This is a genomic window from Streptomyces sp. LARHCF249 (genome assembly GCF_052871255.1).
The window spans coordinates 135,217-161,178 of sequence record NZ_JBIXJQ010000001.1 but is presented as its reverse complement, the minus strand read 5'-3'; the positions used below and the strand labels follow the sequence as shown (position 1 = coordinate 161,178).

The following is a 25,962-nucleotide window of genomic DNA, read 5'->3' as shown; positions in this document are numbered from 1 at the left end:
CGTTTCACTGGCCCCAGTCGTTGAGGGCGTCGCCGGTGACGTAGTCGCCGCGAGTGGTGGCCGCTGCGCGGTTCTGAAGCCTGCCCTTGGAAGTGAGGGCACCCATCAGCGGGCCGTCGTACACCCGCATCCGGTGCAGACGGTTCAGCCAGTCCCGTACGGCCGCGACCGGGTCGTAGCGCGGGTCGCCCGGGTCGGCCGGGATGAAGGTGCTCTCGCCCTTCCCCGCCTTGTCGGTCTTGGAGTACGCGAACCCCAGGTCGACCCCGGAGTCCTCGACCTCGACGTCGTCGATGCCCAGATCGGCCAGCTCGATACGGCGGTTCAGAGCCCCGCGGCCCACCAGCAGCGCACGCCGGTCCCGTAGCCCGGGCGGTGTGCGCAGGTCACACGTGTCGACCATGGCGCGCAGCATCGGCTCGGTGATGGCAGGGGTGCAACCGCCGTCTGACCATGGCCGGCACGGAACCGTGCCGGCGATGGTCGGGTTTTCGTCCCAGGCCACGAGGTCGTCCAGGTACCGGGCGAGCGCGCGGGAGCCCGGTACGTACCGGCTCTGCCGTCGCGGCCTGAGACCAAAAACGAGCGACGCCAGAAGTAACTACTCGTACGTCGCGCTGACAGTTTTCCCTGTCGCTCAGGCTTTCTGGCAGGTAAACTTGTCGCATGGATGATGCAGTGGCGATCCCCACCCCCGACAAGAACGACGACAACTTCTGGCCTACCGTCATGACTCAGGTGGACCCCGCCTGGAGCGAGCCCGCCGAGGATGACGCGTTCACCATGGACGACAGGGTGCTCGACGCGGTCCGCGCGCTGGCCGAACGGATCTCGACGCGTGCGCTGGCCTATCGCACCGCTGGCAAGCCCTTCGACACCGCACTGATGGCCGCGCCCGATGTACAACTGGCGCTGCTACGGGCGCTGTACGAAGCCAAGCGGTCTGTCGACCGGCTGGCGGAGAGCGCTGCCACCGTCGCCGGCCGCAGCGGGGCCAGCTACACCCAGCTCGGCGCGGCCTGGGGAGGCATCAAGCGTCAGTCCGCCCGCCTCAAGTGGCCCCACGCGGTGGCCAGTAAGTCCGCCAGCCAGTCCATCCCGCTGCGCTACGCAGGCGGCGCCGCCGTCATCCATCATGACCCGGATGCCGACGCCTGGTGGTACGCCGCCACCGCCGCGAACCGTCGGGACGAGGAGTCAGAGGCCGTCTACAACACCTCCGCGGAGGCCATCGCGGGGGCGACCGAGTTCCTCTTGAGGCACGCCCAACCCGCCCGGGAAGAGTTGGCGTGATCTTGCCCGGAGTACGGCCGCAGTAGCGGAGGCAGGCAGCGGGTTACCGCCGTCGCCGGAGGCGCTGTGCCGGTACGGCGCCGAGTGGACCTCGGCCAAGATCCGCTGGGGCCTGGCGGTCGACGGCGGAGCGGGAGCGGCTGCTGGACAGCGAGGCCGGCTGGGGGAGTACCGATGCGGAGTGCACGCCCGCCCCGTAGCCGGGCCGCCTGCAGGGCAAGGGCCCGCCACTCGGTCCTTCGGGGGTGGCGGGCCCTCGTCGCGTCGTCCGGCTTCCTCCAGGGGACCGGACGGATGAATCCGTACCTCGCGTACACGTACGCGGTTTGTGCGGGCTTTCAACTCGCCTCAGTGTCCGCACGGACAGCTGCTGAATCGTTTATCCATATCGGCCGTCCGGTGGGCTCGGGTGCGATGTGCCGGGCCTTTCCGGTGCTTTCGCGGTCCGCTATGGCGGGGTGGTGGGGGCCGGGCAGGTGGTCCTGCTCGGGAGCGGGAATCACGAGCGCCCGCTCGCGGACTGCGGCCGCAAGGACGCACCCGTTGCCGGTCACTGGCTTGCAGGCGCCGGAGCCGGTCCGCGGCGGCCCGTCGCCGATGTCGAGCGGTTGCGACTTTCGCGCCTTCACCAGCATCGCCTGACCCGCATCTGCTTTCGGAGAATGGCCAAATGGGGCCGGACCTGCCTCCTGCCGACCTGGTGCCAGTCTGTGCTCCTCGGCCCATGCGTCGCCGGCGATCGCCGTGGCAACGCGACGCCAGAAGCGTCGAGGCGGTCAAGCCGCTGACGAACTGCATGACGGCGTCCGCGGTGCGTTGCCGTACTGCCAGGAGACCCTCGCGAACCACACGAAGGCCCGCGGTGGAACGGCCTTACTCGGCGGCGTCGACGCAGACTACCCACGTCCTCAGGAAGACCTCGCCCTGGCTCTCGTTGTAGCCGCCGGCGTGCCACGAGGTGGGCTCCTCCTCACCGAGCACCGAAACCGGTTGGTTAATGGTGGGCCGGAAGCCACCGGGCTGGGCATCGCCGGGTTCACTGGAGTCGAAGCCCCCGCCCGTGGCGATCTGTCCCTCGGGGCAGACCGCGCCGATAGAGCCGAACGCGCCCGGGGCGATCTCAGTCGAGGCGCTGATCTGCTGGGCACCTGTCACGCCCCCACCGCCATCGCCGCCCTTTCCGATCTGGATGAGGGGCAGCCCCAGGAGCGAGAAGAGAACTGGGCCGTCCTGAGCCTGGGCGCTGCCGGCGCTGAGGAGCACCGCTGCCGTGGCAGCGGCGCCGATCGTGGCAAACCGCCTGGTGAGCTTCACTCGACCGACCTTCCGTTCGTGGTGCGAAAGCCTGCGCGTCAAGCCTCAGAATGGCGACGTCGGCCGCCGCACGAAGGCCAGGCGCGCTGCGACGTGCACCTTTTCCCCCGTACGGCCTCGGCCACGCTCCTGCTCCGACGCCACCAGGCCCGATCTCGTCGATCGCCGGCTTGTACGGGTCAAGCGGTGTCGCCCGTGGCGGGAGCTCTCTCCGGGGCTCGGTCAAACCGAGTCCGTGACCTTCCTAGCCGTCGGCCACGGCACGTTGTACCAGCGCTCGATCTCCGAGTCTTCATGCCGTCGTGGTGGTCACACCGAACCGCTGGCGGACAGCTCAACCTTCAACGTCTGCGATGCGCCCGGGCCTCACCAAGAGGGCAATCCTCCCTTGGCAAGTCCCCAGTGACGTCAAAACTCGGGTTCTGCTCGACTTCTCTGTAGCTGTGCCGTGCGCGCTCGTGTCCGCGTCGAGGCAACGCGCTTACCTGCGGCGTTACCGCGTTCGCCAACCCGATGTATCGAGCCTCGGGTCGCCACCACAGAACTTGCGCCAGAACCCTTCGACCGACAGCGTTTGTTCGTCGGTTCCGGCGGCGTTGAGTGATCATCAGCACTCTGGATGTTCACGGGAAATGGTTCTGGCACACATTCCGTGAGGACGAACAGCGGTGTGCTGCCACGGTGACGTCGCGTCATCTGGGACGGTGGCGGTGTGATGACCTCATAGCAGTGCTGTTTCCGCACTCCAGGCCAGTTCTGGTGGAGCGGGTGTTCACGGAGTGCGGTGTGGTGCACACCGTGGCGAGACGACGGCCCTGCCTCGTGCCCGGACTGTTAGCTTCCGTCGAACCGTCTGCACAGCTGCTACCAGCTCGGCTGGCTGATACTCCGGTCGGTGACCAGCCTGCGCTCACGGGGCTGACGTTCAGATACGGGAGACGGACTCCTGCTTCGCGCAGTGTCCCGGCCTCGTTGCAGTTGCCCTCGCAGGTCGAGCCGGGGCCCGTCTTGCTGCTGCCCTACAGACGAGGCGAGCCGGACCGGCAGCAACTACAGCTGGTAGAAGCATGATGTACTCACTGTGACTAGGGTGGCTGACGGGGCTACTGGCTCCACACGCCATCGGCCGCCCCGTCGTCCCGCCCGGCCCGCACCATTCGCGACCACGCCAAGCGACAGGAAGAGGACCTCCCATGTTCAGAACGGTGTTCATCGGCGGTACGGCCGTGGCCCTGCTCGCCTCCGCCTTCGCCCCCTCGGGGGGAGCCCAGAACGCCCTCAAGCCGACCGAGCCGGTCACCATCAAGCTCGCCACCGTCAACGGCTCGGGCTGTCGGCCCGGCACCGCCACGGTGGCCGTCGCCCCGGACAACACGGCCTTCACCGTCACCTACAGCGAATACCTCGCCAAGGCCGGCAAGGGCACCCAGCTGACCGACCAACGGAAGAACTGCCAGCTGGCCCTGGACGTGCACATCCCGCAGGGCTACACCTACGGCATCGCCACGGCCGACTACCGCGGCTATGCGAACCTCGCCAAGGGCGCGTTCGGTACCCAGGTCGCCAACTACTACTTCCAAGGCATGTCCAAGACGGCACACCGCAAGCACCGCATCAACGGGCCCAAGGACGACAACTGGCAGGTGACCGACCGGGCACCGGTCGGCTCCGTGGTCCACAAGGCGTGCGGCGACCGGCGTAACTTCAACATCAACACCGAGCTGCGGGTGGACGCCGGCCAAGCCAATCCGGCGACCACCAGCTACATCGCGATGGACTCGACGGATACCAGCATCACGACCACATACCACTTCTCCTGGAAGAAGTGCCATAAGTAGGCCGATTCCGGGCCGGTTGAGGCGTGCGCACCCCTCAACCGGCCTTCCTCATGCCCACGATGCCGCGGACCCGCGCTTATGTTCCTCCCCCGCCGGCCCCACCCGTGTAGGTGACAGGACTCGTGGTCGGGGCTGGTTGAGAGACTGCTACTCACGGAATGCGTGTCAGAACCAACTCGGGTTCTGGCCCAACTTCTGTGGTGCCGCCTCCGTGCTCGGTACACCGGGCAGCGGACGGGAGAATCCGGCAGGTCAGCGGCTTGGCCCGACGCAGGCGCGAGCGCTCATGGCACAGCTCCACGGAAGTGGAGCCAGAACCCGGGACATGAGGGCAGTGTCTCCTTCCCGGTGACCCCCTCGCCGATCTGCTTCGGAAGTCGGTCCTCATTCGTTCAGCGGAAAACGGCCGTGCCGACTGAGGCGGACCCGTCCGGCGTACGTCACCCACGGCACACGGCGAACGACCAACCCTCAACGGGAGGGGACGTGCTCACACTGGTATGTGACGGGCGAAGAACGACCGTACGAGGTCGCGCACGGCGGGCACGGTGACGCGCGGGCCTGCCCCACCGACCATGGCGGCGCGTCCGGCATCGGTCATCAGGCCGGCCGTGTGGAGCTGGGGAGCTAGCGCCGCATAGTCCGTGAAGACCCAGTGCGCGGTGTCGTCGAGCTGCCGCCGGGTGACGGGGCCCGCGTGAGGGAGGAGGGCTGCCCAGGACCGGTCCAGCCTGGCGTCGCGGAAGCCGTCGGTGCCGGCCAGGAGCAGCGGCCGGTCCGTCCCCTGCCTGGCCACCGGCAACAGTTCGCCGTCCATCTGGTCGAGGTACCCCTCCAGGTTGACGGCGGCGGTGATCCGCCGGTCCTCGTGGAGCGCCTGCGCGGCCGCGGTGCCGCCCGCGGAGTGCCCGTAGACCCCGACCCGGTCCAGGCCGAGGGTGTCGAGGACGAAGCGGAGGTCGGCGACCCGTGTGTCGATCACGGTGCGGAAGGTCGCCGCGTCCATGTCCGGGCGCAGCACGGTCGTCCGGATCCGGTCGCGTCCCGGCCGCTCGTTGGGGAACTCCACCTCGCTCGCGTCTCCGGGGTGGTCGACGGTGACGACGGTCCAGCCGTACGAGGCGAGGTCGATCGCCAGGGAGCTGCCCATCGTGCGGGCGTCGCCGCCGCCGGGGCTGTAGAGCAGCACTGGGCGCCGGCCGGGCAACGGCGGGGCCCCGGCCCGGGCATGGGTGAGGGTCGCCGCCCAGTCGACCCCCGTCGCCGGCAGGTGCGGACGGACCAGGTGGGCGAGAAAAGCAAACTCTCGGGCGGCGCCGGGCGTGAACTGCGGAAAGCGCGGAAAGCCCCGGCCGGGCACGGCCGGCCGCAGGACGGTGACCATGAGCTCGCGTACGCCGATCTCTGGCTGCCACGGGTCGTTGCGGGAGCGGTCGACGAGGTGGAGGACCCGGGCGCCGACGGAGTACGGGCCGGTGGGTGCGGGCAGCCGGAGGAGGGGCGCGCCGGGACGCCCGGTAGCCGAGGCGGAGCCGGGGGCGGCCGTCGCGAGGAACAGGGCGGCGGCGCCGGCGAGGGCGCCCTTGGCGAAGGAACGGCGGCCGGGTGTGAAGGAAATGGTCATGGACGGCATCCTGGGGGCGGGCGCGGTGCTGGGGCGAAGCTTGCGGCCGGGCCCGAAAGGCTTGCTTGGAACAGGGAGACGTGCGTGATCCGGATCCATTTCACGGCGGACGATTTCGCCCGGGTACGGTTCGCGCCGCGGCCCTCGCCGGTACCCGAGCTGCACGCTGCCCTGATGATGCTGGGCGCCCCGCACGAGGAACTGCTGTTCGGGCGCTGGCGGAACAGACTGCTGCGGAGCCTGCCGAGCGCGGTCGGACCGCTCGCGGACCTGGTGCCGGACGGGCTGGCCCCCGCCTTTCTCGATGTCCTCGGCGACACGCTGGACGAGGGGGTCGCGCTGATCAGGGCCGCCCGCCCGGAGTCCGTGCGGGCCGGGATCGAACAGGTGTACGCGCGACGACCGGCCCCACCATGGATCCGTGCCCTGCACGGCGGGGACGCCGACGCCTGGCGGACACTCGGCCGAGCACAGCGGGCGGCCCACGAGACGGTAATCGCGCCGGTCTGGCCCCTGGTCCAGGACCTGCACAGGCGGGAGTTCACCCGCCATGCCCTAGCCGTCGCCGAACATGGCCTCGGCGCCACCCTGACCGACCTGGCACCGGGGTCACGGCTGCGCGACGGAGTCTGGGAATGGCCCAGGCCGGGCGCCGGGGGTGTGCGAGAGATACACCTCGGGGGACGGGGAATGATCCTGCGCCCGACATTCCACTGGCGTCGCGACCCGCTCGTTCAGCACCTGCCGGACCGCCCGACGGTGCTCACCTACCCGGCAGGCCGGGGGCTGCCGCTCGTCCCGGAGAGGGGCGGCCAAGCGGGCGAGCCCCTCGCGGGAGTCCTCGGGCGCACCCGGCTCGCGCTCCTGCGCTCCTTGGACGAAGCACGTACGACCACAGGACTGGCCCGCCGCATCGGCGTCAGCAACGCCACGGCCTCAGCCCACGCATCGGCCCTACGCGCCGCTGGTCTCCTCACAACCACGCGCACAGGCCGTTCGGTGCACCACGCGCGAACGCCCTTGGCGGAGCTGCTGCTGACCGGCGGCACCGCCGACGGCTGACCCGGGCAGGGTGACGCGCTTGCCGCACGCCCCGGTGTGCACCATTCCTGTCCGTCCGTCGCAGCAACGGCCGCCCAGCCGATCGGCAGGGCGTCAAGTGCAGCCCCTCCGCCGCACCTCGAGCCCCCTGAGTGCCGATCTCGACGCCAGGAGCATCCCGAGGATGTCCTGGCAAGAACCGCAGGGACTCCAAAACTGGTGAACATCACCTGAGCGCGCATCTGGGTGCCTCCCAGACCCGTGATCAACTGACTCCCCGACCCGGGCTCTGGCACAACTTCTGTGGACCCATGGCAGTGGCCTCCGGCTTCCCGGATAAAGATTCGTCCGCAGCGAACGGTGTCTCTACCCTGAGTCGCAGCGGGGGTGCGCGCATTCCCGCAGGTTGCAGTGCCGTGGCAGAGCGGCCCATTGCGATCGCCGTGGGCGAGGTCCCTCCCGCGGCGACTGACGGAGACGGAGCGGACCTGCTTCCATCTGTCCGCGGGTTCAAATCCCGTCGGCACTGCAACCGACCTGGATTTGGTCCAGCGCGCGGACTTGCCGCACCGCGCCGGGTCCACAGAAGTTGTGCCAGAGCCGCGACCCGTGAATAGAGCCACGGCTGGCGGAAATGCTGCTCCGTGCCGAGCCGCAGCTACGCGAGGGGTGTAGCTACATGCGGTGCAGCCAGCCGTCGGCGAAGTCGGAGCGATCCTGTGCGCGCCGCGCCTTCGCCCGGGGCCAGAGCGGCCACCGGGGAGCGCTTCGGCACCGACTGGGAGACGGTGCCCTGGCGGTCGGGGCGACCGACGACGAGCGGCCCGACGGCTGGTACTCGTATCCCTTGGTCGGTGAGCATCGACAGGTCGAGGCTCGGCTTGCCCGCGCTGTCGGCGGCGACGAGCTCATGGTGGCCGTGAAGGGAACTTTGACGCCCGAACTGGAAGTCCGGGCGGACACCCTGCTGGCCGCATTCGCAGCTGGATGACCAAGGTCAATGTGACCCGTCAGCCGCATGAAACGGTTCACGACAGTGCCGTCCGCCGAGAGGAACCCGCTCATGAGCACAACGTCGCCGCGTTCCGGCAGCCCGCGACGGCGCAGGAACTCGCGGGCTCCTGCGCCGTCAAGGGTTACCTGTGGTCCACCGGTTGCTCTGCCCGTTCACCGCTTTGCGGCAGGCGGTTCAGAGCAAGCCCCAGAAGCATCACCGCATACGCACACAGCACAGCGATCCCGGCCCACCACGGAAGCGGGAAGTATCCGGCGGATGGCGTGTAGTGGGCGATGACCTGCGGATATTCGATGAGGGTCTGCTGGGCGGCGAAGCCGGCGGCCGGAGTGAGCCGCAGCAGCCACTGTGACGGGCCGTCGGCCAGCAGCGGGAAGGAAGTCACAACGTACGGGACCGCGATCGCCAGGACGGCGACGAGGGTCGCGAGCCAGGCGCGCCGAAGCAGGGCGCCGAGCGCGAGCGCGAGTACGGCGGCGAGGGCGAGCACGGCGGCCGTACCGACGACGACCCGCACTCCGGTGAGCGCGGACACTGCGATGACGGAGATCCCGTTCCCCTTCAGGATCGCCACGCCGACCGGTATCACGATGCCCACGGCGAGGAGACCGGTCACGAACGTGACGGTTCCGACGACGACCGCTTTCGCCGTGAGCACCCGGCGGGTGACTGGCGCGCCGCCCGTGGGTTCGCGGCGGAACTCGCAGGTGACGAACCGCACGGCGACCACGAGCACGATGAGCAGTCCGAGGGGCAGGCCGCCGAGGGTACGCTCCACCGGGCGGCCGCCACCCTCGGTACCTCCCGGCCCGATGTCGCCGATGCCGGTGACAGTGATCGTGCCGTTCTCCTCCACCGCCCCGGATGCCTTGTGGTACTTCTCCCAGTCGCTCCGGTTCATCTCGCCGACGGCGTCTTTGCTCCAGCCGTCAGCGGCGGGTGCGCCCTTGAGGTCGACGTTGTCGAAGGCACCGCTGGCCTGCGTGAAGCGCACTTGTTCCGTGGCGCCGCCGAGGCCGACAGGCCGCAGCGTAAGGTCTCCGGGAGAGGTGGCGAACAGGCCGACCTGCACTGTTTTGGGCAGCCCGGGCAGCTGCGCCGTGCCGACCTTCGCCCACCGCTGGCCGTCGGCGGACTCGTAGCCGGTGATGGTGTCGCCCGACCGCGTCAGCCGCAGCCAGCGCGGCGACTTGGCCGAGACCCCGCCGTCGCTGCCTGCGATGTCATGACGGTAGTCGTACTGCATCCGCACGCCGTGGCTGCCGGTGAGCATCAACGCCGCGTACGAGGACCCCTGGCGGACACCGTCCTTGATGATGATCCCGGCCTTCGCCCACGGCACCAGGCCCGGGACGATCTGGTCATGGTTCGGCGGCGGGTAGGTGATCGTGCCCGTCATGGACGTCATCCGGACCGTGATGCTGCCGTTCTCGCCCAGATCCCGATGCAGGAAGTAGAACTGATCGCTGACGAGGGAGCCGTCCGGCCCGGTCGGTTCGGCCGGGCAAGGGCCGTCGCAGGACGCGTGGTTGCCGAACGCGTAGAACAGGCCGAGGGTGACGATGGCCAGAGCCGCGGCCGCCATCGCGATCAGCCGGCCCGGACGTCGGAATCTGCTCCACTCCCGCCGGAGTGGTTCGTTGGTCGTAAGCATGGACTCGGTTCTACGGAACCGGCCATAACGTGGTCCGAACGGCCCTTGTCATGTCGCTGTTAGGTGCGGCGGGGCATCCTGAGTCCGACCGGAACTGAGCGGGAAGAGGACCATGGGCAAGCTGCGGAGCGGGACCGTCGGACGGCGATTCACGATCTTGTACGCTACGGGGTTCCTCGGGTCCGGAATCGTACTGCTCGCCCTGACCTACCTGATGTCCGGTGGCCGGATCACCAGCGTCGCCGCCGAACAGCCCCCGAGCGGCCGGGTCGACCTCGCCGCCGCCGAGCAGCAGATCCGGGATCTGGAGAGGCAACTCTCGGACGTGCATGCGCAGCAGAACCGCCAGCTCCTGGTCGGCTCTCTTATCGCGCTGGTGGTGATGGTGGGCGTCTCGCTCCTGCTCGGCCGGGTCCTGGCCGGCCGGGTCCTGCGCCCGCTGCGGCTGATCACCGCGGCGACACGGCGGATCTCCGCGGAGAACCTGCATCAGCGGCTCGCCGTGGCCGGACCCGTCGACGAGGTCAAGGAGCTCGCCGACACGGTCGACGGTCTTCTGGAACGCCTCGAAGCCTCATTCGTCGCGCAGCGCCGGTTCGTCGGCAACGCCTCGCACGAACTGCGTACGCCGCTGGCGACGATGCGGGCATCGCTGGACGTTGCCGTGGCCAAACCGGAGCCCGCGGCGCAGACCGTCGCGCTCGCCGGCCGGTTGCGGACCGAGCTCGACCGGGTGGATCACCTGCTGGACGGCTTCCTCGTCCTTGCACGGGCACAGCACGGCACCCTCGCCGACCGGACCCCCGTGTCGCTCGGCAAGCTGGCGCGGGAGGCGCTGACCGCCCGGGCCGCCGACATTGCCGCGAAGACGCTGACCGTCGACGACGAGGTGCCGGTGAACGCCTGGACGCGGGGTAGTCCGGCGCTGCTGTCCCGGATGGTGGAGAACATGGTCGACAACGCGATCGTGCACAACCCGGAAAGCGGCTGGATCCGGATCTCCACCGCGCACGACGACACCGAGGCACGCCTCGTGGTCGAGACCGGCGGGCGCGTCCTCGACCAGGGCCAGGTGGACCGGCTGACGGAGCCGTTCGAGCGGCTCGGCGCCGACCGGACGGGATCGGAAGGGAGTTCCGGCCTGGGGCTGTCGATCGTCGCAGCGATCGTCGCAGCGCACGGAGGCCACCTCTCCCTCCTGGCCCGGCCGGAGGGCGGCCTGTGCGTTGCGGCGGCGCTGCCGTCGGCAGCCGGTTCGGAAGGGTGACACGGTGAGGGTTCTGGTCGTGGAGGACGCGCGGTCGCTCGCCGAGGTCGTCGCCGAGGGACTGCGGGATCAGGGGATGGCCGTCGACGTCGCGCATGACGGTCTGGCCGCCGCCGCCAAGCTCGACCGGAACGCGTACGACGTGGTGGTCCTCGACCGCGACCTGCCCGGCATCCACGGCGACACGCTCTGCCAGATGATCACCGAGCGGGACGACCGCGCAATGGTGCTGATGCTGACTGCGGCCGGGGCGCCCGGCGACCGGGTCAGCGGTCTCACCCTCGGAGCCGACGACTACCTTGCCAAGCCCTTCCACTTCCCGGAGCTGATCCTGCGCATTCGGTCCTTGGCCCGCCGCAGGCCGACCGCCCAGGCCCGCACGCTGCGTGCCGCCGGTCTCGAACTCGACCCGGTACGCCGCACCGCCCTCCGCGACGGCCGTCCGCAGGAGCTTTCCGCCAAGGAGTTCGCCGTCCTGGAGGCGCTGCTGCGTGCCAGTCCAGGTTTCCTGAGCGCCGAGGATCTCCTGGAACAAGTGTGGGACGAGAACGCCGACCCGTTCACCAACACGGTGACCGTCACCATCGGCCGGTTGCGCCGCAAGCTGGGCAGCCCGCCGGTCATCACGACGACGCCCGGCGTGGGGTATCGCATCACCGACGCTCCGACCGTCTGATGGACCCTGATCTCTTCCGCGAGCCGCTGGGTGAGCCGATGTCGCCGGAGGCGATCGGGGAGCTGCTGGAACGGCTCAGCGTCCGGGCCGGCCTGGATCGGAGGTTGGGCGCGCACATGGCGCGCCGGGCGTTCGCGTCGAACGTTGCCGACGCCGGCGGTGCTCCGGATGAGGTGCAGGTGGTGCTCGGGCAGAAGAGCATCGACTCGCAGGCCCCGTACGTGTTCCCGGACCCCAGGCGGGTACGGGCGGCGGTCGAGCGGGTGCCGTCACCGCGCGGCATGGGTCCTGATCGTCCCCCGAGCTGGTGGCGGAGATCAGCGCCGACACCGCCACCGACCGCGGGGTGTGGAGACACCCACTGGGCTTCGTACGACTGCGCCTGGACGTCCCTGTAGCCGACGTGCCGGGGTTCGGCGAGGGCGTACAGCCCTCCAGCGGCTGACCGGTCGCGGCCGCGATGGCGCGCGCCGGTTGCATGCGGCCGTGACCGGGCAGCTGCTGAATCGCTTATTCCGTCTGACGTCGACCAATCGTCGCGTCAGATGCACAACCGCTCCCCCTTGCGGTGCCGCGACCGGCCCGGGGCGCCCCCCGTCCCGGGGCTTTGCCATGGTCCGACGGGCCGGTGCGGGCTGCTATTGCCGGGGTTGGGTTACCACGGTTTCGGCAACCTCCACCGCTACCAGCCGACGGCGGAGGCGTGGCACCCGTGGATGCTGCGCATCCTCGTCCGGCCGAGGCGGTACGGCTGCGCGGCTGGCCCGCCCACCTGGACACCACGATCCCCGTGGAGCTCGAAAGCAACGCCGATGGTGCCTGGATCCCGTGCACCCTGGAGGTGAAGAACGGCCAAGCCCAAGTCAACGCATTCGGCGGGCATCAGCTCTCCGCCCGGCTGAGCCGCGGCCAGCTGGCCGTCTGGGACGCCGGCAGCTACCTGACGGCAGCCTCGACGCGACACGCCGGCGTCACCGCCACTTCCGACGAAGCCCTCACCCACCTGATCCGCACTACGACGGGCCTGGAGCCCTGGCTCCTGGACGCCATCTGACAGCCGCCGGCGCCGGTCTGGTCATCCGTGGCCGGCGTGGACGCTTCCAGGGGTTCTGGGAGACCGAGAGCCGCCGGACAGCCCTCAGCTGCGGACTAGGCTGCCCAAGTCCCTGTGGCCGACTCCCGGTGCGGTCAGCACCAGCCAGCCGTGGCCGCGTATCTCGGTGTCGGCGCCGATCTGGGTGGGATCCACCGACAGATGGTTGCAAGCAGTGTTGGCGTCCGCCGTGCCCTCGTTGGGCTCGGCCTCGTCATACTCCGGATCGAAGTCCTCGTCGTCGACGCGCAGGTCCTCCCACGGCAGTGGCTCACCGACCCACTCGGGATCGTCCTCGCGCGTATACCGGCGCCGGATGCGTCCATGCTCGGCGACCACCCAGACGTTCGATCCACCCGCTTCGTCCTCGAAGAACATCTGCGCTTCGCCGCACTGGGCGCTCAGCCGTTCCACCGTGCTCATCCACTCGTCCCAGTCGACGCCGACCGCGACATCCAGGTTCCCGATGATTAGCCGCCAGCCGTCGAGTTCCGGCGTGACGAACACCGGAAACGCTCCTGGCCTGTGCGGCAGCCGCACGACTTCTGCCCCTTCGTCGAGCGTGACAGGGAACCGGTCGTGCAGGTCCAGGGCCGTGAACAGGCCCTCGTAGCGCTCGCCTGGCACCGCGAACCACCAACTGTCCGCGAGAAGCGGGGAGGGCTTCTCGTAACAGGACTTGAGAAGAGCCCGGCGTGCAAGCAGCATCCTGTCGCGCTCGTCCAGACGGTCGGTGAATCCGGCTTCCAACAAGGCACCAAGCCTGTTCTCGATCATGAGTCAGCAGCATAGGCCGGGCCGCTGACAACGACTCGACGCCCGACTTGCCCGTGGCTTTCCGCCTTTTGCAGAGACCTTGATGCCGTCACCTCTCAGGTTCCGGCACAAGGTAGGTGTGCTGATCACCGAGCGTCACGGGATAGAGGGGATCCTTGTTTGAGCGGCGCAGGGCGGGGTGACACGGGCTTGCTCGCCGTGCGCTCATCTCAAGAGATCCGCCCTCGCGTCGAGCGCCGACAGCCGGCGTTTGTGGGGTCGTTGGCCGCCGCCTCCTGGTTGTCAGGGTTCCTTGACAGCCCGGCTCTGTCAGGGCAGCCTGACAGGTATGGGAGCTGAGGACACCCCGGCCTCGCTGGCCGGAATGGTCACCGACAAGGATCCCGCTGTCGGTTTGCAGGCCGTCGTCGCGTTGCGCCGTCTGCTGGAGGAGCTGGAGCGGTTGCACGTCGACAATGCCCGCCGGCACGGCTGGTCGTGGCAGAGCATCGCCACGCACCTGAACGTCAGTAGGCAGTCGGTGCACGAAAAGCACGCGGGCAGGCGCAAAGCCATGGGCATGGAGGAGTAGCAGTGTTCGAGTTCTTCACCGATCGCGGGAAGCAGGCCGTTGCGGCCTCCCAGGACGAGGCGATCGCCCTGGGACACGACTTCATCGGCACCGAGCATCTCCTGCTCGGCCTGCTTGCCGCGGAGGGCGGGACGGCCGCCGGCGTGCTGCGCGGGCAGAACATCGGCCTGGCGCGGGCCCGGCAGGAGACCGTGCGCGTCCTGGAGGCGGCCGGGATCGTCGCCGTGGGCGGGCAGCCCGCACGCGATGCCCTGTCGTCGATCGGCATCGACGTCGCGGAGATCCAACGCCAGGCCGATACCTCCTTCGGACCCGGCGCCTTCCAGTTCCCCAGGCCCGCCTACACCCCCGAGGCCCGCAAGGCACTGGAGAACACCCTGGGCGAGGCCCAGGCACTGGGCCGCGACAGGTTCGGCACCGAACACATCCTGCTCGGCCTGCTGACCGTGCCTGAAGGCCACGCCCTGAAGGTCCTGGCCGCCCTCCAGGTCGACCCCGCAGCCCTGCGCGAGACGGTCCTCACCCAGGCCGCGCCGGAGGGGCCGTGAACGCAGGCCGGATCACCGCGGTGAGCCGCAACGCCTCGTACTCGTTCAGCAAGCCCAACCATCCGTTCATCACCCTGCTCGCCGGCCTCGGTGTGGAGGGGGACGTCCACGCGGGCGCGACGATCCGCCACCAGTTCCGCATGACTTACGAGCCGGACCTGCCCAACCTGCGCCAGGTCCACCTGATGCACGAAGAACTCTTCGAGGAACTCGCGCTCAAGGGGTTCGACGTGTCAGCGGGCGGGCTGGGCGAGAACATCACCACCCGAGGGGTGGACCTTCTCGGCCTGCCCACCGGGTCTCTGCTGCGGCTCGGAGCCGAAGCGGTGGTCGAGGTGACCGGACTGCGCAACCCGTGTTCGAAGATCAACGACTTCCGGACAGGTCTCCTGGGAGAGATGTTCGCCCTGGACCCGCTCTCCGACGAGTTCACCTTCAAATGCGGCGTCATGGCCGTGGTCCGCCAGACCGGGACCATCCGTCCCGATGACTCCGTAGTGGTGGAACTCCCAGCTCATCCGCACCGCGCGCTGGAGCGCGTCTAGGAAGCAGCTGGGTCGTTGCATACCTGGACGACACCCTGGGCCAGCGCCCGCTTGGATCGGTGCGTTCCGCCCGCCGGTATCTCTTCCGGAGTGTGGACGATGACCTCTTCGACCTGGGCGTCGGTGATGGGCCGCAGCACCCCGGGCCTGGCGTGCGGGCTGCTCGCGCGATGGCCCCTGCTGGACCACTGCGGCCTGCTCGGTCACCATCGTGCGCGGTGACTCCGCCCCCGTAACTGGCGCAGCAGCGGTCGCCCGCCGGTTGTCGTCGACTTCTCAGCTGCCCGAGGAAACCGGCGTCACCCGACACTGAGCTCCGGGTTGCTCAAGCGTCTTGAAGTCCCCGCTCATCCCGCGAACGAAGGCGCATCTCGTCGATTGCCGGCTTCGGTCATGACAGAAAGGGCGGAGCACTACGCCACTTCGGACAGACGGTCGAGGCGATCGCGATGCGCCGGAGTCATTTCGAGACGCTCCGCAACGAGATTCTCCTCCAGGTGATCGATCCTGGCAGTGCCAGGGATGGGGAGGATGACGGGTGAGTGGCCGAGGAGCCAGGCGAGCGCCACCTGAGTGGGGGTGGCGTCGAGCTCGCTCGCCACGGCAGCGACCTCGGCCTGCGCCCCTGACTGCCCCCAGGCGACGGGGCGCCACGGCAGAAACGCGATACCTTCCGCTTCGCATGCCCTGAGCACCGGCTCGTGCTCACGGTCGAGCAGGCTATATCGGTTCTGCACGCTCACGACCTCGACGATCTGCCGCGCCTGGTTGAGCTCGTCGGCAGTGACCTCGGACAGCCCGATTCGGCCGATCTTGCCCTCAGCCTGCAGGTCCCGCAGCGTCCCGGCCTGGTCGACCAGCGGCGTTTCGGGGTCAATGCGGTGCAGTTGAAGAAGCTCGATCCGCTCGACACGCAGTCGGCGGAGCGCATGCTCGACCTGCTCCCGCAGCACGGCCGGACGCCCGTCGAGCTTCCACTCGCCTGAGGAGCCCGATCGCGCCACGCCGACCTTGGTGGTGATCAGCAGTCCATCCGGATAAGGGTGCAGGGCCTCAGCCAAAAGTGCCTCATTGGCTCCCGCGCCATACATATACGCGGTGTCGATCAGCGTGACACCCAGCTCGACGGCCCGCCGGGCGACCGCGAGAGAGGCCTCGCGGGCCGGACCGGGTTCCGTCGGCAAGTGCATCGCCCCGAACCCCAGCCGCCGTACTTTCAGATCCCCGCCGATACGAAACGCAGTCGATGTCACGTACTGTCTTCCCCCTCGCTCAATCAGCAACGCTAACAGCCCAGTTGGCCATGAAAAGGCGTCCACGGGCAAGGGGCCCACCGATCGGAACAACAGGTACCTGAGCGAACTGGCACCCCGGCGGCGGAAGCCGCTGACGAGCCCGGCCCGGCAGCGTACGGAACTTCCCGTCTCGCCGTGACACTCCCGCTGCGCCGCCTGGCGCGTCTGCGGTGCCGTGAGGGGTGGTGTTCGCAATGGAGAGCCTCGCGTTGCCGTCGTTGTGCAGGACCCCTATCCGGTCACCGGCCAGCGCGAGCTGGCGCACGCCCTCGGCCTGGCGGTCCCACACACCGTTGGCAACAACGTGGACAGGTTGCTCGGAATCGGCGGAAGCCTCTGACAGCTCCTTGCCCTGCTTGCCGTTCGTATCTGCCAGACCCTGCTCCGCCAGCTTTCGCATCGCCCGGCACACACGTACGAGCGGCCATCCGCCTGGACTCGAACGTGTATGCGGTTCGAGCCGGTGTCCGCAGGCGCTCCCCCGGGTGCCGGGCGTAGCGTAGGAGGGGCAAAAGCCACCGGCCGGCTGTTCGTTGCGTTTCATCCTCTGTGCAAGGAGGGTCCGCGCATGTCCAGACCTCCGCAACCGCCGTCTTCCCCCGAGCCCGATCCGCAGTGGGGGCCGTACGGGCGGCCGGGGCAGCCCGGTCCGTACGGTGGGCCGCAGGGGTGGAACGCGCCGCCACAGGGGCCGTTGCCGTCACAGAAGACCAACGTGCTGGCCATCGTGGCGTTCGTCCTGTCGCTCACCTGCATCCCGCTCGTCGCGCTGGTCCTCGGCTTCATCGCCCTCAAACAGATCCGCGAGCGCGGCGAGCAGGGCAGGGGCTTGGCCATCGCGGCCATCGCCATCAACTGTGCGGCCATGCTGCTCGCGCTGGCCGTCGGGGTCACCGGTGTGCTCGTGGACGGCCCGGAGCGCGACAGCAGTGGCAAGGTGACCGAATCGGGCACCAGCGAAGTGGCGGACATCCGCGTCGGGGACTGCTTCAACACGGATGACAGCCTGAAGGATCTGAAGGATTCCGACAAGGAAGAGGCAGAGGCCGCCTTCTCGGTGACCATCGTGCCCTGCGAGCAGGCCCATGAGGGGGAGGCGTACGCCGTCTTCGACCTCGAAGAGGGGCCGTACCCGGGCAAGGAGAAGATCATCTCGATCGCCGACGAGAGGTGCGGAGGCGCGGCGCTCAACGACTACGTGGGCGGCGCCGCGAAGATTCCGTCGAACCTGGAGACCTACTACTACTACCCGCGGTCCGGCAACTGGGACGCCGACGACCGCCGTGTCACCTGCTTCCTGGGCCACCCCGGCGGCACGAGCACCGGCTCGGTCCGCGCCACCGGCTCCTGAGCCGCCTCAGCCGAGGATCCGGCGCACGGGCTGACCGGTCACGCGCGTGATGGTCTCGAAATGTCGGGCCGGGCGGGCCCCGCGGCGGGTGCAGCGAAAGCCGTCAGCGACCTCGACCAGCGGCATGCGTCCACCGCAAGCCCGGCCCCGGCACGAGAAGCCGGAGAACGTACGCCGCTACTTCAAGCCGCCCCCGGATGCGATCGCCGACCTCACCAGCCTGCTCGCCCCGAACATCACCGAACCCAAGACCATGCGCGGCCTCATGTCGGACGAGCGCCTCTACACCGCCCGCCTGGGCCTGGCCGACCCACCTCCCACCCGTCGGCGGCCCCCCACGGCCGCACCCGACCCGGAACAGTCGTCCCCGGCCGGCCCCCGCGACCCTGACGCCCCCACCTGCCGCGGGACACGGGAGAGTGGGACATCCCCCGCGTCCCGCTGCGCTACACCCGCGCGGTCATCGCCTCCACGATGCTCGCAGCCCAGCTGCGCACCGCCCGCCGCACGGGCCAGGCGATGTGCGACGTCACCGCACACCAGCAGGCCGCAATGCCCGAGCAGCTCCTCGTGCCGTTCCCGGACACCGACCCCGATGCGGAGCCGGACCGCCTGGACGACAAGCCGGTGCTCGACCTGACGGCCGTGCGGGCCGAAGCGGAATGCTGCGGGCGATGCCCAGTACGGCCGTCGTGGGGGAGTCGCGCGTCCAATCCCGCAGGGCGGACAGCAGGATGCAGCCGACCTGGTCCAGGGCGAAGGAGTCCGTGTGCGGCTCCCCGTCGCCCAGGACCCCGTGACGGGGAAGCCGATGTTCTCGGCGAGCCGCAGCACCCGTACTCGCCCCTCCCGCGAGGGGCCGGCCCCGCCCCCGGCCGGACCACAGGCTCCCGCAGCAGTCGACGCACGCAACGCGATGACCGAGCTGCTGTACGACCTCTACTGATCCGCCGTGTCTTCGGCAGCGACAACATCCCTTGGCGGCGGCTGAAGCTGGTGAAGTGGCGGGTCTTGACCGGGGCCTGCGGTTCCTCGGTGGTTAGGTCGAGGGAAGGGCAGGCCGCCCCCGCCCCACCGCGCCGGGTGCCGACCGAGCCCCCGCGGCCCGGTTTGCGGGGCGTTGGCACGCGCGTGACGATGAGCGGAGGCGGCCTCTGATCTGCCGAAGAGGCTCCGCCGGCCATGGCGGTCGGCCCGCCCCGCCAGGTGTGGCCCGTTGCGAGGGTTGACCAATGGAAACGTTGCGCAAGCCCCGCCGCGCTCGCTCGCGGTGTCTCCTGGTGCTCGCCGCTTCGACGGCGCTGATGGGCGGAGGTCTGCTGCCCTCCACCCCGGCGTTCCCCGCGGCGGCGACATCGCACAGCGCCACCGCCGCAGGACGCGATCCCCTCGAGACCGTCGTACCCGCCCGGGACTGGATGGAGACCAAGGACCTCCCCAGCGGGATCACGGCCGACCTGCCGGGCAGGGCGACGCTCGAGGAGGACGAACTGCCCGTGGACGGCGAGACCGTCACCATGCGCGCGTACGAACTGGACACCCCGGAAGGGATCGTTGCCTTCATCGTCCATGACGTACCGGGCGGCCGGCGGCCCCTCGACGACTACCTGAAGGCCTTCCTCGCGGTGCTCGAGGACGACTTCGGCGGCAGCGCCCTCACCATCACGGACGTCAAGAAGAGCACGCTCGACGGACGTCCCGTCCTCGACGCGCGTCTCGTCCCGAAGGACGGGGGCGACCACGCCGTCGCCCTCACCCGTTACATCGGTGACGGCGACCACCTCGTTCAGGTCCTCACCCTCGGCGCCGGGTCGAAGGAGAAGGCGGTGGCCCAGACCCAGGAGCGGGTCCGCTCCAGCATCCGCTTCCCCGATGCCGAGTCCCCTGCAGCAGACTGACGCGGACACGGCGCGCGGACGATGGCGCGCCTGAACCCGCTTTCGCTCGCAGGTGGCGCCGCCTGTCGCAGCGCGGCGCCGTCGGGACGGTCGGGGACTCCCGCTCGGCGTCGGGGGTGGCGGGGACTTTCGCTTCCGGACGGCCGAGATCGCACTGCCCGACGACGCGGTCCTGGCCCTGTCTGTACGCGGACGGCCTGGTCGAGGCGCGCAGCTGGGACGTTGGAGTCGAGGGCGGACCACATCCTGACCCCCTGCCATCGCAGCCGCCGGCCGAAGACACGGTGTTCGTCCTGGCCCGTGTCCGTCGCGCCGAGCCGTCCGGCTGAGTGGCGAGGGGTCCGGCTACCAGAGCGAGGACCCGCAGAACTGCGTGATCGCGGGACTCGTGACGCCGTGAGAGGCACGGCAGAGTTCGGCCATGTCCAGCTTCCCCAGGCACTGGGCTGGGCTGTGACCGCCGAGGAATCGAGGGCACCGGCGGCCGTACCTTCTTCGCCTTCGGCTTGGTCTTCGGAGCGCGAACCGTCGAACGCGGTTGCTTGGGCTTCGCCGACGACGTCCTCTTCCATTCGACTCGGACCCGGGTGTGCGGGCGGTCGTCCTGCTGCACCAGCCGTGTCACCTGCTGGGGTCGTGCCGATACCGGCTTCTCCTCGGCGGGGCCGCCGCGACAGCTGCAGGGGCTGCGACGGTTGCGGGCGCCGGCCCCGCAGGCAGTGCCGACAGCGGCGAGGCGCGCTCCTGCCCAGGCTGGTCCGAGGCCGAGGCCGATGTCGGAAGGCCAGCTCCGGAGTGGCCGGCGTGCAGCCGGAGGCGGGTTTCCGCCGCCCATCAGCGTCAGTTGATCGTGATGTCGACGTAGACGGGACCTTGCCGTTGGGGCTGACTTGGAACTTGGTGGTCTCACCGGATGCCCTGTTGGCGAGGAGGTCGATGAGGTGACCGGGCCTCTCGATCTTCGTGCCGGATTTTCGGGCGCCCGCGCTGTCGATGTACTCCAGGACGTCACAATTCTTCCAGTAAGAGGTCGGTCCGCCGCGGGTCTACGCCTTGGGCGAGGCCGCGGCGGCCTCCGGGTTTCGCCAAGGAGCCTCAGGTCGTGATCTGCACCCAGTCGCCGGTCCGCTCCTTCGGGACCCAAATGCTGCCGGAATACATCGCGGCAGCGGTGCACTTGTAGTTGTAGTAGGCGGTGTAGGAGACGCTGCCGACCCACCAATAACCGGTGAGGTTCGTCCACTCGTTGCCGCCGGTGTAGAAGCACTGTGAAACGGACTGGCCCCTCTCGTTTGTCCCGGTGATCCGGATCGAGTAGGGGAGGACGCCGCCCGGTGTGTTGCGGTAGACGATCTGCTGGCCGTTGGTTCCGGCGGCTGCGGTGCTGGCTGTACCGACGACGGAAGCTGTGGCCAGACCGGCGGCCGCCACGCCCATGAGCATCTTCTTCATTGTGCCTATCACGAGTCCCCCAAATGACTAGTATTGACGATTTTGCGTGTTGATCGGATAGCCTGGAAGGCTGCTTGATGATCTGTTTGGAGAGGGCTTGTCCGTCCGCAGGTCGGGCGGTGGGTCGGCATTTTCAGCATGGTTTTCCGTTGCGGTGGTCAGTGCTTCGACACTCCGAGGACGCGTCCCGCGTGCGCACTGGCACCGTCAGGATCCAGCCGTACAGGCCGCTCGACCAGGGATCTGACGTCGTCGAATCTAGGCCGGGATCGATCGTCACGCTGAACGCTCGGTGCAGGAATCGTTGACGCTCAGCGCGCGGAACTCGGTGGGGCTGATTCCGTACGCCTCGCGGAAGAATTCGCCGTCCTCGTCGCCGATCTCCTCCCCACCACCTAACGAGCTCGTGCACGGTTAGCGGTGAGACGTCGAAGGCGTCGGTGCCGCTTCAGTGCTCACGTCTGCCGAGCCGGGATCCGGTCTGCGGTCTGCTGCTGGGCGAGCAGACCGCGACGGCTTGGAGGGTGTCGTCCATGTGCTCGCGGCGTCCGAGGTGCGGTGACGAAGGCTGGCACGATCGCCTGGACCAGAAGGATGTCCAAGTTCCCTAACGGGCAGCCTCTTCACCAGCCGAGAGGAGCCCGCTCATGAGCACCCCCACTCCCCGCACCTCGGTTGTCACGACCTGGGCTCCTTCCCAGTCCGAACCGTGTGCGCGCTGCCACCTTCTCTGCACCAGAATCCGGACGCGGGGGCAGCGGCCTGCGTGTCACACTCTGCGGCATGGCACATGATCACACCGGTGGAACGTTGAGTGTCGGCCAGGCCGACGCGGAGCTGAACGAGCGCTTGTCCCGAGGCCTGGACGAGGTCAATTTCCCGGCAACAGGAACCACTGCAGCCGATCAAAATTCACTGTCCGTGAAGTATGTCGATGACGCCGGCGAGCTTATCGGGGGCCTTGCCGCTTGGACGTGGGGCGGGCTGCTCGGTATCGAGATGCTCTGGATCCGTGAGAAGAGCCGCATGGACGGGTGGGGATCGAAGATCCTGATGGCCGCCGAGGAAGAGGCGCGGCGGCGCGGCTGCGACCGCGCCTGCGTATCGTCCTTCACGTTTCAGGCTCCGGGGTTTTACCAGCGTCACGGATATGTCGAGACCGGGCGGACCTTGGGAATCCCAGGCGGAGCTGAGGATGTCCACATGTTCAAGAAGCTGGCATAAGAAGAGTCGTAGCCCCGGTCGGCGAACAACTGCCGCAGCCGGTGATGGGAGCGACCGGTCACTCCGCGGATCCGCAGCCACTCCCACTGGATCCCGGTGTGCAGCACGAAGCAGGATGCCCTGCAGGCAACCACGGTCGTCCAGTGGCAGCCGGCCGGGATGGCGCGGACGCCGCTGCCTGACCGGCAGCAACGGCTCGATCCGCCCCGACAGGTCATCCGGCACCATCCACGGAGGACCGTTCCCCCTGCCCCAGGAATCGTTCAACGCGCCAGCCAGGAAGGGGATATGGCTACGACCAGGCTTTGTACCAGGTGCTCTGACTCCCGCAGCTGACGGCCTGGAAAATAGGGTGCGGTCGGCTGAACTGGGTTGATGGATAAGCGATGTGACAGAGAGTCTTGAGTATTCCGCCCTGCTGCAACTGATCGACGAGCGGTCGGCCGCGTTCCGGAGTGCGGTTGCGGCCGCGCCCGGCCTTGACGCGCCGGTGCCGTCCTGCCCCGAGTGGACGTTGTTCGATCTGGTGCAGCACCTGGGTACGGGCCAGCGCTGGTGGGCCGCGATCGTCGCCGCGGGCCCGGCCGAGGCTCCGCCGGCCAAGAATGCCGCGGAGGTGCCCCGCGAGCTCGAGGCGCTGCTGGCCTGGTACTCCGAGTCGAACGAGCTGCTGCTGAGTGCGCTGCGCGAGGCTGGCCCGAAGCGCGAGTGCTGGGCGTGGTGGGGCGCCGGCGTGTCGTCGGCCAATGCCTGGGGAGTCGCCCGGCGCCGGGTGCACGAGGTGCTGGTGCACACCTACGACGCCCAGCTCGCCGCAGGCGCCGTGCAGCCGATGCCGGCGGACGCCGCGATCGACGGCGTGGCCGAGTTTCTCGACACCTGCAACTCCACCCCGGCGGCCTGGCCGCACGAGGCCGCCACCATCCACTACCACGCCACCGAGGGCCGCTCCTGGCTCCTCACGCTGGACGGCACCGGCGCCTGGCCCGCACCCCTCACGGACGACGCCGCGCCCGCCTCCGCTTCGGCCACGGGCACGGCTGAGCAGCTGCTCCTCTTCGTCTGGGGCCGCCTCACCCTGAGCGACCTGAAGATCGAGGGCAACAAGCAGGTGTTCGAGCAGCTGATCGCCTGGGAGCCCGAGGAGTAGCCGGTCAATACCGCCAGCGGACGGCCTCGATGACGTCCGCGTCGGTGAACATCGCGAACAGCTCCGCCTCCACGCGGCGAACGGCCAGTACGGCCTCGTACAGCTCGGGCCCGAGCGCCTCCCGAAGCACTGCCGAATCAGCCAGGAAGGGGATATGGCCACGACCAGGCTTTAGCTGGTCGTCATGTCCTGCCCAACGAGGCAGCGGAGTTGTGGGCGCGGTCGAGGACAAGGGCTGGTGGAAACGGCAGGGTGAACCGCGGTTCGGGCGGTATGGCCTGAGCAGTTTCCGCCACCACCGCGGCCTGCTGTGTAGGTGCCAAGCAACGTGAGAAAGCGCCCCCCGTACGGCCACTCAGGCCGTACGGGAGCGTGGTTCGTCCGGCCTGCTTCTGATCTAACGGAGCAAGCCCAGGGCTGCGATGATGTGGCCGAGGATGCCGGCAATGCCAAGGCCAAGGGGAAGGGTAGGGCCGAGAACCATTTCATCCTCTTCCATGAGCAGGGGTGCGTCCGAACAGCCTTACCGTGCTCTCCCTCTGCCTGGTGAATCCCGCACGGGGCGCGCCGCGATGTCGCTCGGAAGGGCGATCCTGAGGACGCAGACAGGCCATGCTTAGTGGGCTGCTCCGGCCTGCCACAGGGCGAGCAGCAGGTCGAGGGCGGCGACCAGGGCGGCGACCTTGTGGAGTGGCCACCGGTTGCGTTCGAGGGTGTCGAAGCGGGCCTCATGGTCGGCGAGCTACTTGTCGGTTTGCTCGCTGCGCTGCGCTGCGGTGTACGAGCAGGGCGAGCGCGCCGTCGACGCGGGAGCGAAACCGGTTTCCATCGTGCCGCGGATCCGCTCCAGCTCGACGGCCACCGCGGCCGTCTCGGAGGGTTGGGGAGGGTCACCGGCCGTCGGTCCCCTTCGCGTCGTCGAGCAGGCCCAGGCCGACGCGGTCGAGCAGGGCCTTCGACGGCCGGCAGGGCCGTGACGCGGGCGAGGCCACCGGCGGCGGCCAGGGCCGCGGCGACCGACGGCAGGGTGTCGGGGATACCGGAGGCGCACCGGTGACCGGCTTTCGGGTGGGGGAAACTGTTCTCGACGACCACAGGCGCGGATTGTCGAGCTGCTGCTGAATGACGACCAGTTCGCCGGAGACGCGGCGCTGGATGTCGGCTGCGCCCGTGTACATGTACTCATTCCCCGCGGGAGGCGCGGGGACGAGGTGGTCAAGGGGTACCCGTCGCCGCTGGTGCTGCGGCTCATGGACGCGGGCGGCTTCCAGTGAATCGCCCGGACCGCCGCGTGCGCGTCGCTGGGCGAGCACCCGGCCGCCCCGCAGACCACGGTGCCGATCCCGCCGGGAACGGCACCGCTGGACTGCCCGCCCCATGAACTCCGGATCGGCGACTACGTCCTGGCCGGGGCTGGCTGGTCCCGATTGCCGACCTGCGCTACCGGCACGGGGCGACCCGCACGCTGATCCTCCGCACCGGGGCGGTGTGCGTGGCAGAGCGGCCGATCCGCGTGTACCGGCGCTATGCGACGTGAACCCGAAGCTGTCGGCCGGGCCGGGTGACCATCTGGCCCTCCACCAGGTCGACCGGTCATGCGAAAGACGATCCACATGCTTACGGCGGCGGCCCTGGTGGCCGTCGCCGCCCCCGCGCGCGCGGATGCGAAGGCCAGTGACGGCAAGGTTGGGCTGTCCGTCTACGGCAAGGGCTTGCGGGTCGATGACGTTGGCGCCCACCTGGAGGGCCACGGGACCGGGGTACGGGGCCGCCTGATCACGTACATGCCGAAGGGGTACCGCTCCGAGCTGACCGGGTGGAGGGACGCCACCCCCGTCACGGCGGCCTTGACCAAGCTGTACACGGTCGGGTGGAAGTGGAAGGGCGGGAAGAATTTCCCCCACTGCACGAAGCTGTGCGTGGAGTTCAACGTCGTGCAAGGCGAGCCGTGCGCGGTTATCCACCGCTAGTCTCGGCTGCACCAGTGGATCTTTGGGTGGAGGAGAATCGTGGCTTGGTCGTGGCGATTTGAGAAGGCCGACGGCACGGAGACGTCCCCTGCGGTGGAGCCGGAGGAGTTCACGACGCAGGGGGACGCCGAGGCGTGGATCGGTGAGGTGTGGAAGGAGCTTCTCGATGGTGGCGCTGAGCGGGTGACCCTGTTCGAGGACGACTCCGAGATGTACGTGATGAGCCTGCGCGCGGCGGCTGAGTCCTAAAGCCTGGCGGAGCCGTTGACCGGCGCAGCAGTGCGGGGCCCCCCCCCCCCCCGGGGGGGGCCCCCCCCCCCCCGCGCGCCCCCCCCCGGGGGGGGGGGGTCACAGGGGGGGGCCCGG

At 69.2% G+C, this 25,962-nt stretch carries 27 protein-coding genes, 1 tRNA gene and 2 pseudogenes; 21 read left to right on the top strand and 9 right to left on the bottom strand.

Annotated elements, in window-relative coordinates:
• Positions 1-4: 4 nt before the first annotated feature.
• On the bottom strand, positions 5-403 hold the full coding sequence (locus ACIPUC_RS00810) for a hypothetical protein (protein ID WP_446586025.1): 399 nt from the start codon (positions 401-403) through the stop codon (positions 5-7).
• A gap of 263 nt (positions 404-666) precedes the next feature.
• On the opposite strand from ACIPUC_RS00810, the gene ACIPUC_RS00805 reads away from it, so the two are divergent.
• Together ACIPUC_RS00805 and ACIPUC_RS00800 are read left to right on the top strand one after the other, a co-directional pair.
• Positions 667-1,293 (top strand): hypothetical protein, encoded by a 627-nt coding sequence (locus ACIPUC_RS00805; RefSeq protein ID WP_446586024.1) that lies wholly within the window; start codon positions 667-669, stop codon positions 1,291-1,293.
• A 497-nt stretch (positions 1,294-1,790) separates the two neighbouring features.
• Positions 1,791-1,874 (top strand): annotated as a pseudogene (locus ACIPUC_RS00800) (histidine phosphatase family protein); the annotation flags it as partial.
• A gap of 292 nt (positions 1,875-2,166) precedes the next feature.
• On the opposite strand, the gene ACIPUC_RS00795 reads toward ACIPUC_RS00800, so the two are convergent.
• Complete coding sequence (locus ACIPUC_RS00795) at positions 2,167-2,607, bottom strand: hypothetical protein (protein ID WP_446586023.1); 441 nt, start codon at positions 2,605-2,607, stop codon at positions 2,167-2,169.
• Between the two features lie 1,193 nt (positions 2,608-3,800).
• Between ACIPUC_RS00795 and ACIPUC_RS00790 the strand changes: the two genes are divergently transcribed.
• A complete protein-coding gene (locus tag ACIPUC_RS00790) occupies positions 3,801-4,445 on the top strand; it encodes a DUF4360 domain-containing protein (protein WP_446586022.1) in 645 nt (214 codons plus the stop codon).
• A 490-nt stretch (positions 4,446-4,935) separates the two neighbouring features.
• On the opposite strand, the gene ACIPUC_RS00785 is transcribed toward ACIPUC_RS00790, so the two are convergent.
• Positions 4,936-6,069, bottom strand: coding sequence for an alpha/beta fold hydrolase (locus ACIPUC_RS00785; protein WP_446586021.1), 1,134 nt, complete (start codon positions 6,067-6,069; stop codon positions 4,936-4,938).
• An 84-nt stretch (positions 6,070-6,153) separates the two neighbouring features.
• On the opposite strand from ACIPUC_RS00785, the gene ACIPUC_RS00780 reads away from it, so the two are divergent.
• The gene (locus ACIPUC_RS00780; RefSeq protein WP_446586020.1) at positions 6,154-7,131 is read left to right on the top strand and encodes an ArsR/SmtB family transcription factor; all 978 of its coding nucleotides are present in this window, start codon (positions 6,154-6,156) and stop codon (positions 7,129-7,131) included.
• 389 nt (positions 7,132-7,520) lie between these two features.
• A tRNA-Gly gene (locus ACIPUC_RS00775) sits at positions 7,521-7,639 on the top strand.
• Between the two features lie 607 nt (positions 7,640-8,246).
• On the opposite strand, the gene ACIPUC_RS00770 is transcribed toward ACIPUC_RS00775, so the two are convergent.
• Positions 8,247-9,779, bottom strand: coding sequence for a hypothetical protein (locus tag ACIPUC_RS00770; RefSeq protein WP_446586019.1), 1,533 nt, complete (start codon positions 9,777-9,779; stop codon positions 8,247-8,249).
• Positions 9,780-9,891: 112 nt separating this feature from the next.
• Between ACIPUC_RS00770 and ACIPUC_RS00765 the strand changes: the two genes are divergently transcribed.
• From ACIPUC_RS00765 to ACIPUC_RS00750, 4 genes are all read left to right on the top strand, one after another.
• The gene (locus ACIPUC_RS00765; RefSeq protein ID WP_446586018.1) at positions 9,892-11,046 is read left to right on the top strand and encodes a sensor histidine kinase; all 1,155 of its coding nucleotides are present in this window, start codon (positions 9,892-9,894) and stop codon (positions 11,044-11,046) included.
• Between the two features lie 4 nt (positions 11,047-11,050).
• Complete coding sequence (locus tag ACIPUC_RS00760) at positions 11,051-11,722, top strand: response regulator transcription factor (RefSeq protein ID WP_446586017.1); 672 nt, start codon at positions 11,051-11,053, stop codon at positions 11,720-11,722.
• Positions 11,722-12,120 carry a tyrosine-type recombinase/integrase gene (locus ACIPUC_RS00755; RefSeq protein WP_446586016.1) on the top strand — a complete coding sequence of 133 codons (399 nt, stop codon included), beginning with the start codon at positions 11,722-11,724 and terminating at the stop codon, positions 12,118-12,120. The genes ACIPUC_RS00760 and ACIPUC_RS00755 overlap by 1 nt, the downstream gene beginning before the upstream one ends.
• Positions 12,121-12,434: 314 nt before the next feature.
• Entirely contained in the window at positions 12,435-12,776 is a 342-nt protein-coding gene (locus ACIPUC_RS00750) for a hypothetical protein (RefSeq protein ID WP_446586015.1), read from the top strand.
• Positions 12,777-12,860: 84 nt separating this feature from the next.
• Here ACIPUC_RS00750 and ACIPUC_RS00745 read toward each other — a convergent pair whose 3' ends face one another.
• Positions 12,861-13,592, bottom strand: a complete 732-nt coding sequence (locus tag ACIPUC_RS00745) for a hypothetical protein (RefSeq protein ID WP_446586014.1) — start codon at positions 13,590-13,592, stop codon at positions 12,861-12,863.
• 328 nt (positions 13,593-13,920) lie between these two features.
• On the opposite strand from ACIPUC_RS00745, the gene ACIPUC_RS00740 reads away from it, so the two are divergent.
• The 4 genes from ACIPUC_RS00740 (at position 13,921) to ACIPUC_RS00725 (ending at position 15,478) form a co-directional block, all read left to right on the top strand.
• Positions 13,921-14,163, top strand: a complete 243-nt coding sequence (locus ACIPUC_RS00740) for a hypothetical protein (RefSeq protein ID WP_446586013.1) — start codon at positions 13,921-13,923, stop codon at positions 14,161-14,163.
• A gap of 2 nt (positions 14,164-14,165) precedes the next feature.
• Positions 14,166-14,711, top strand: a complete 546-nt coding sequence (locus tag ACIPUC_RS00735) for a Clp protease N-terminal domain-containing protein (protein WP_446586012.1) — start codon at positions 14,166-14,168, stop codon at positions 14,709-14,711.
• Entirely contained in the window at positions 14,708-15,256 is a 549-nt protein-coding gene (locus ACIPUC_RS00730) for an MOSC domain-containing protein (protein ID WP_446586011.1), read from the top strand. Before ACIPUC_RS00735 ends, ACIPUC_RS00730 begins: the two co-directional genes overlap by 4 nt.
• A 99-nt stretch (positions 15,257-15,355) precedes the next feature.
• A complete protein-coding gene (locus ACIPUC_RS00725; protein ID WP_446586010.1) occupies positions 15,356-15,478 on the top strand; it encodes a hypothetical protein in 123 nt (40 codons plus the stop codon).
• Between the two features lie 191 nt (positions 15,479-15,669).
• Here ACIPUC_RS00725 and ACIPUC_RS00720 read toward each other — a convergent pair whose 3' ends face one another.
• A complete protein-coding gene (locus ACIPUC_RS00720) occupies positions 15,670-16,509 on the bottom strand; it encodes an aldo/keto reductase (RefSeq protein ID WP_446586009.1) in 840 nt (279 codons plus the stop codon).
• A gap of 736 nt (positions 16,510-17,245) precedes the next feature.
• On the opposite strand from ACIPUC_RS00720, the gene ACIPUC_RS00715 reads away from it, so the two are divergent.
• The 4 genes and pseudogenes from ACIPUC_RS00715 to ACIPUC_RS00700 all read left to right on the top strand — a co-directional run bounded on the left by ACIPUC_RS00715 (position 17,246) and on the right by ACIPUC_RS00700 (position 19,800).
• The gene (locus ACIPUC_RS00715) at positions 17,246-17,902 is read left to right on the top strand and encodes a DUF4190 domain-containing protein (protein WP_446586008.1); all 657 of its coding nucleotides are present in this window, start codon (positions 17,246-17,248) and stop codon (positions 17,900-17,902) included.
• 139 nt (positions 17,903-18,041) lie between these two features.
• Positions 18,042-18,134, top strand: a pseudogene (locus ACIPUC_RS00710) (site-specific integrase); the annotation flags it as partial.
• A gap of 537 nt (positions 18,135-18,671) precedes the next feature.
• Positions 18,672-18,848, top strand: coding sequence for a hypothetical protein (locus ACIPUC_RS00705; protein ID WP_446586007.1), 177 nt, complete (start codon positions 18,672-18,674; stop codon positions 18,846-18,848).
• 286 nt (positions 18,849-19,134) lie between these two features.
• Positions 19,135-19,800 (top strand): hypothetical protein, encoded by a 666-nt coding sequence (locus ACIPUC_RS00700; RefSeq protein WP_446586006.1) that lies wholly within the window; start codon positions 19,135-19,137, stop codon positions 19,798-19,800.
• Between the two features lie 1,095 nt (positions 19,801-20,895).
• On the opposite strand, the gene ACIPUC_RS00695 is transcribed toward ACIPUC_RS00700, so the two are convergent.
• A complete protein-coding gene (locus ACIPUC_RS00695; RefSeq protein ID WP_446586005.1) occupies positions 20,896-21,252 on the bottom strand; it encodes a hypothetical protein in 357 nt (118 codons plus the stop codon).
• 783 nt (positions 21,253-22,035) lie between these two features.
• Between ACIPUC_RS00695 and ACIPUC_RS00690 the strand changes: the two genes are divergently transcribed.
• Entirely contained in the window at positions 22,036-22,476 is a 441-nt protein-coding gene (locus ACIPUC_RS00690) for a GNAT family N-acetyltransferase (protein WP_446586004.1), read from the top strand.
• A gap of 388 nt (positions 22,477-22,864) precedes the next feature.
• Entirely contained in the window at positions 22,865-23,626 is a 762-nt protein-coding gene (locus ACIPUC_RS00685) for a maleylpyruvate isomerase family mycothiol-dependent enzyme (RefSeq protein WP_446586003.1), read from the top strand.
• Positions 23,627-23,630: 4 nt separating this feature from the next.
• On the opposite strand, the gene ACIPUC_RS00680 is transcribed toward ACIPUC_RS00685, so the two are convergent.
• A complete protein-coding gene (locus ACIPUC_RS00680) occupies positions 23,631-23,756 on the bottom strand; it encodes a hypothetical protein (RefSeq protein WP_446586002.1) in 126 nt (41 codons plus the stop codon).
• 760 nt (positions 23,757-24,516) lie between these two features.
• A complete protein-coding gene (locus tag ACIPUC_RS00675) occupies positions 24,517-24,804 on the bottom strand; it encodes a hypothetical protein (protein ID WP_446586001.1) in 288 nt (95 codons plus the stop codon).
• Positions 24,805-25,221: 417 nt separating this feature from the next.
• On the opposite strand from ACIPUC_RS00675, the gene ACIPUC_RS00670 reads away from it, so the two are divergent.
• On the top strand, positions 25,222-25,596 hold the full coding sequence (locus ACIPUC_RS00670; protein WP_446586000.1) for a hypothetical protein: 375 nt from the start codon (positions 25,222-25,224) through the stop codon (positions 25,594-25,596).
• A 39-nt stretch (positions 25,597-25,635) separates the two neighbouring features.
• On the top strand, positions 25,636-25,845 hold the full coding sequence (locus ACIPUC_RS00665; protein WP_446585999.1) for a hypothetical protein: 210 nt from the start codon (positions 25,636-25,638) through the stop codon (positions 25,843-25,845).
• The last annotated feature ends 117 nt before the right edge of the window (positions 25,846-25,962 follow it).

Excerpts from the sequence above, each read along its gene's own strand:
- ACIPUC_RS00770 (WP_446586019.1), bottom strand. The coding sequence starts at position 9,779 with ATGCTTACGACCAACGAACCACTCCGGCGGGAGTGGAGCAGATTCCGA.
- ACIPUC_RS00755 (WP_446586016.1), top strand. The coding sequence starts at position 11,722 with ATGGACCCTGATCTCTTCCGCGAGCCGCTGGGTGAGCCGATGTCGCCG.
- ACIPUC_RS00805 (WP_446586024.1), top strand. The coding sequence starts at position 667 with ATGGATGATGCAGTGGCGATCCCCACCCCCGACAAGAACGACGACAAC.
- ACIPUC_RS00700 (WP_446586006.1), top strand. The coding sequence starts at position 19,135 with ATGGAAACGTTGCGCAAGCCCCGCCGCGCTCGCTCGCGGTGTCTCCTG.
- ACIPUC_RS00695 (WP_446586005.1), bottom strand. The coding sequence starts at position 21,252 with ATGAAGAAGATGCTCATGGGCGTGGCGGCCGCCGGTCTGGCCACAGCT.
- ACIPUC_RS00745 (WP_446586014.1), bottom strand. The coding sequence starts at position 13,592 with ATGATCGAGAACAGGCTTGGTGCCTTGTTGGAAGCCGGATTCACCGAC.
- ACIPUC_RS00785 (WP_446586021.1), bottom strand. The coding sequence starts at position 6,069 with ATGACCATTTCCTTCACACCCGGCCGCCGTTCCTTCGCCAAGGGCGCC.
- ACIPUC_RS00810 (WP_446586025.1), bottom strand. The coding sequence starts at position 403 with ATGGTCGACACGTGTGACCTGCGCACACCGCCCGGGCTACGGGACCGG.
- ACIPUC_RS00670 (WP_446586000.1), top strand. The coding sequence starts at position 25,222 with ATGCGAAAGACGATCCACATGCTTACGGCGGCGGCCCTGGTGGCCGTC.
- ACIPUC_RS00725 (WP_446586010.1), top strand. The coding sequence starts at position 15,356 with ATGACCTCTTCGACCTGGGCGTCGGTGATGGGCCGCAGCACCCCGGGC.
- ACIPUC_RS00740 (WP_446586013.1), top strand. The coding sequence starts at position 13,921 with ATGGGAGCTGAGGACACCCCGGCCTCGCTGGCCGGAATGGTCACCGAC.
- ACIPUC_RS00765 (WP_446586018.1), top strand. The coding sequence starts at position 9,892 with ATGGGCAAGCTGCGGAGCGGGACCGTCGGACGGCGATTCACGATCTTG.
- ACIPUC_RS00690 (WP_446586004.1), top strand. The coding sequence starts at position 22,036 with ATGGCACATGATCACACCGGTGGAACGTTGAGTGTCGGCCAGGCCGAC.
- ACIPUC_RS00675 (WP_446586001.1), bottom strand. The coding sequence starts at position 24,804 with ATGTACACGGGCGCAGCCGACATCCAGCGCCGCGTCTCCGGCGAACTG.
- ACIPUC_RS00790 (WP_446586022.1), top strand. The coding sequence starts at position 3,801 with ATGTTCAGAACGGTGTTCATCGGCGGTACGGCCGTGGCCCTGCTCGCC.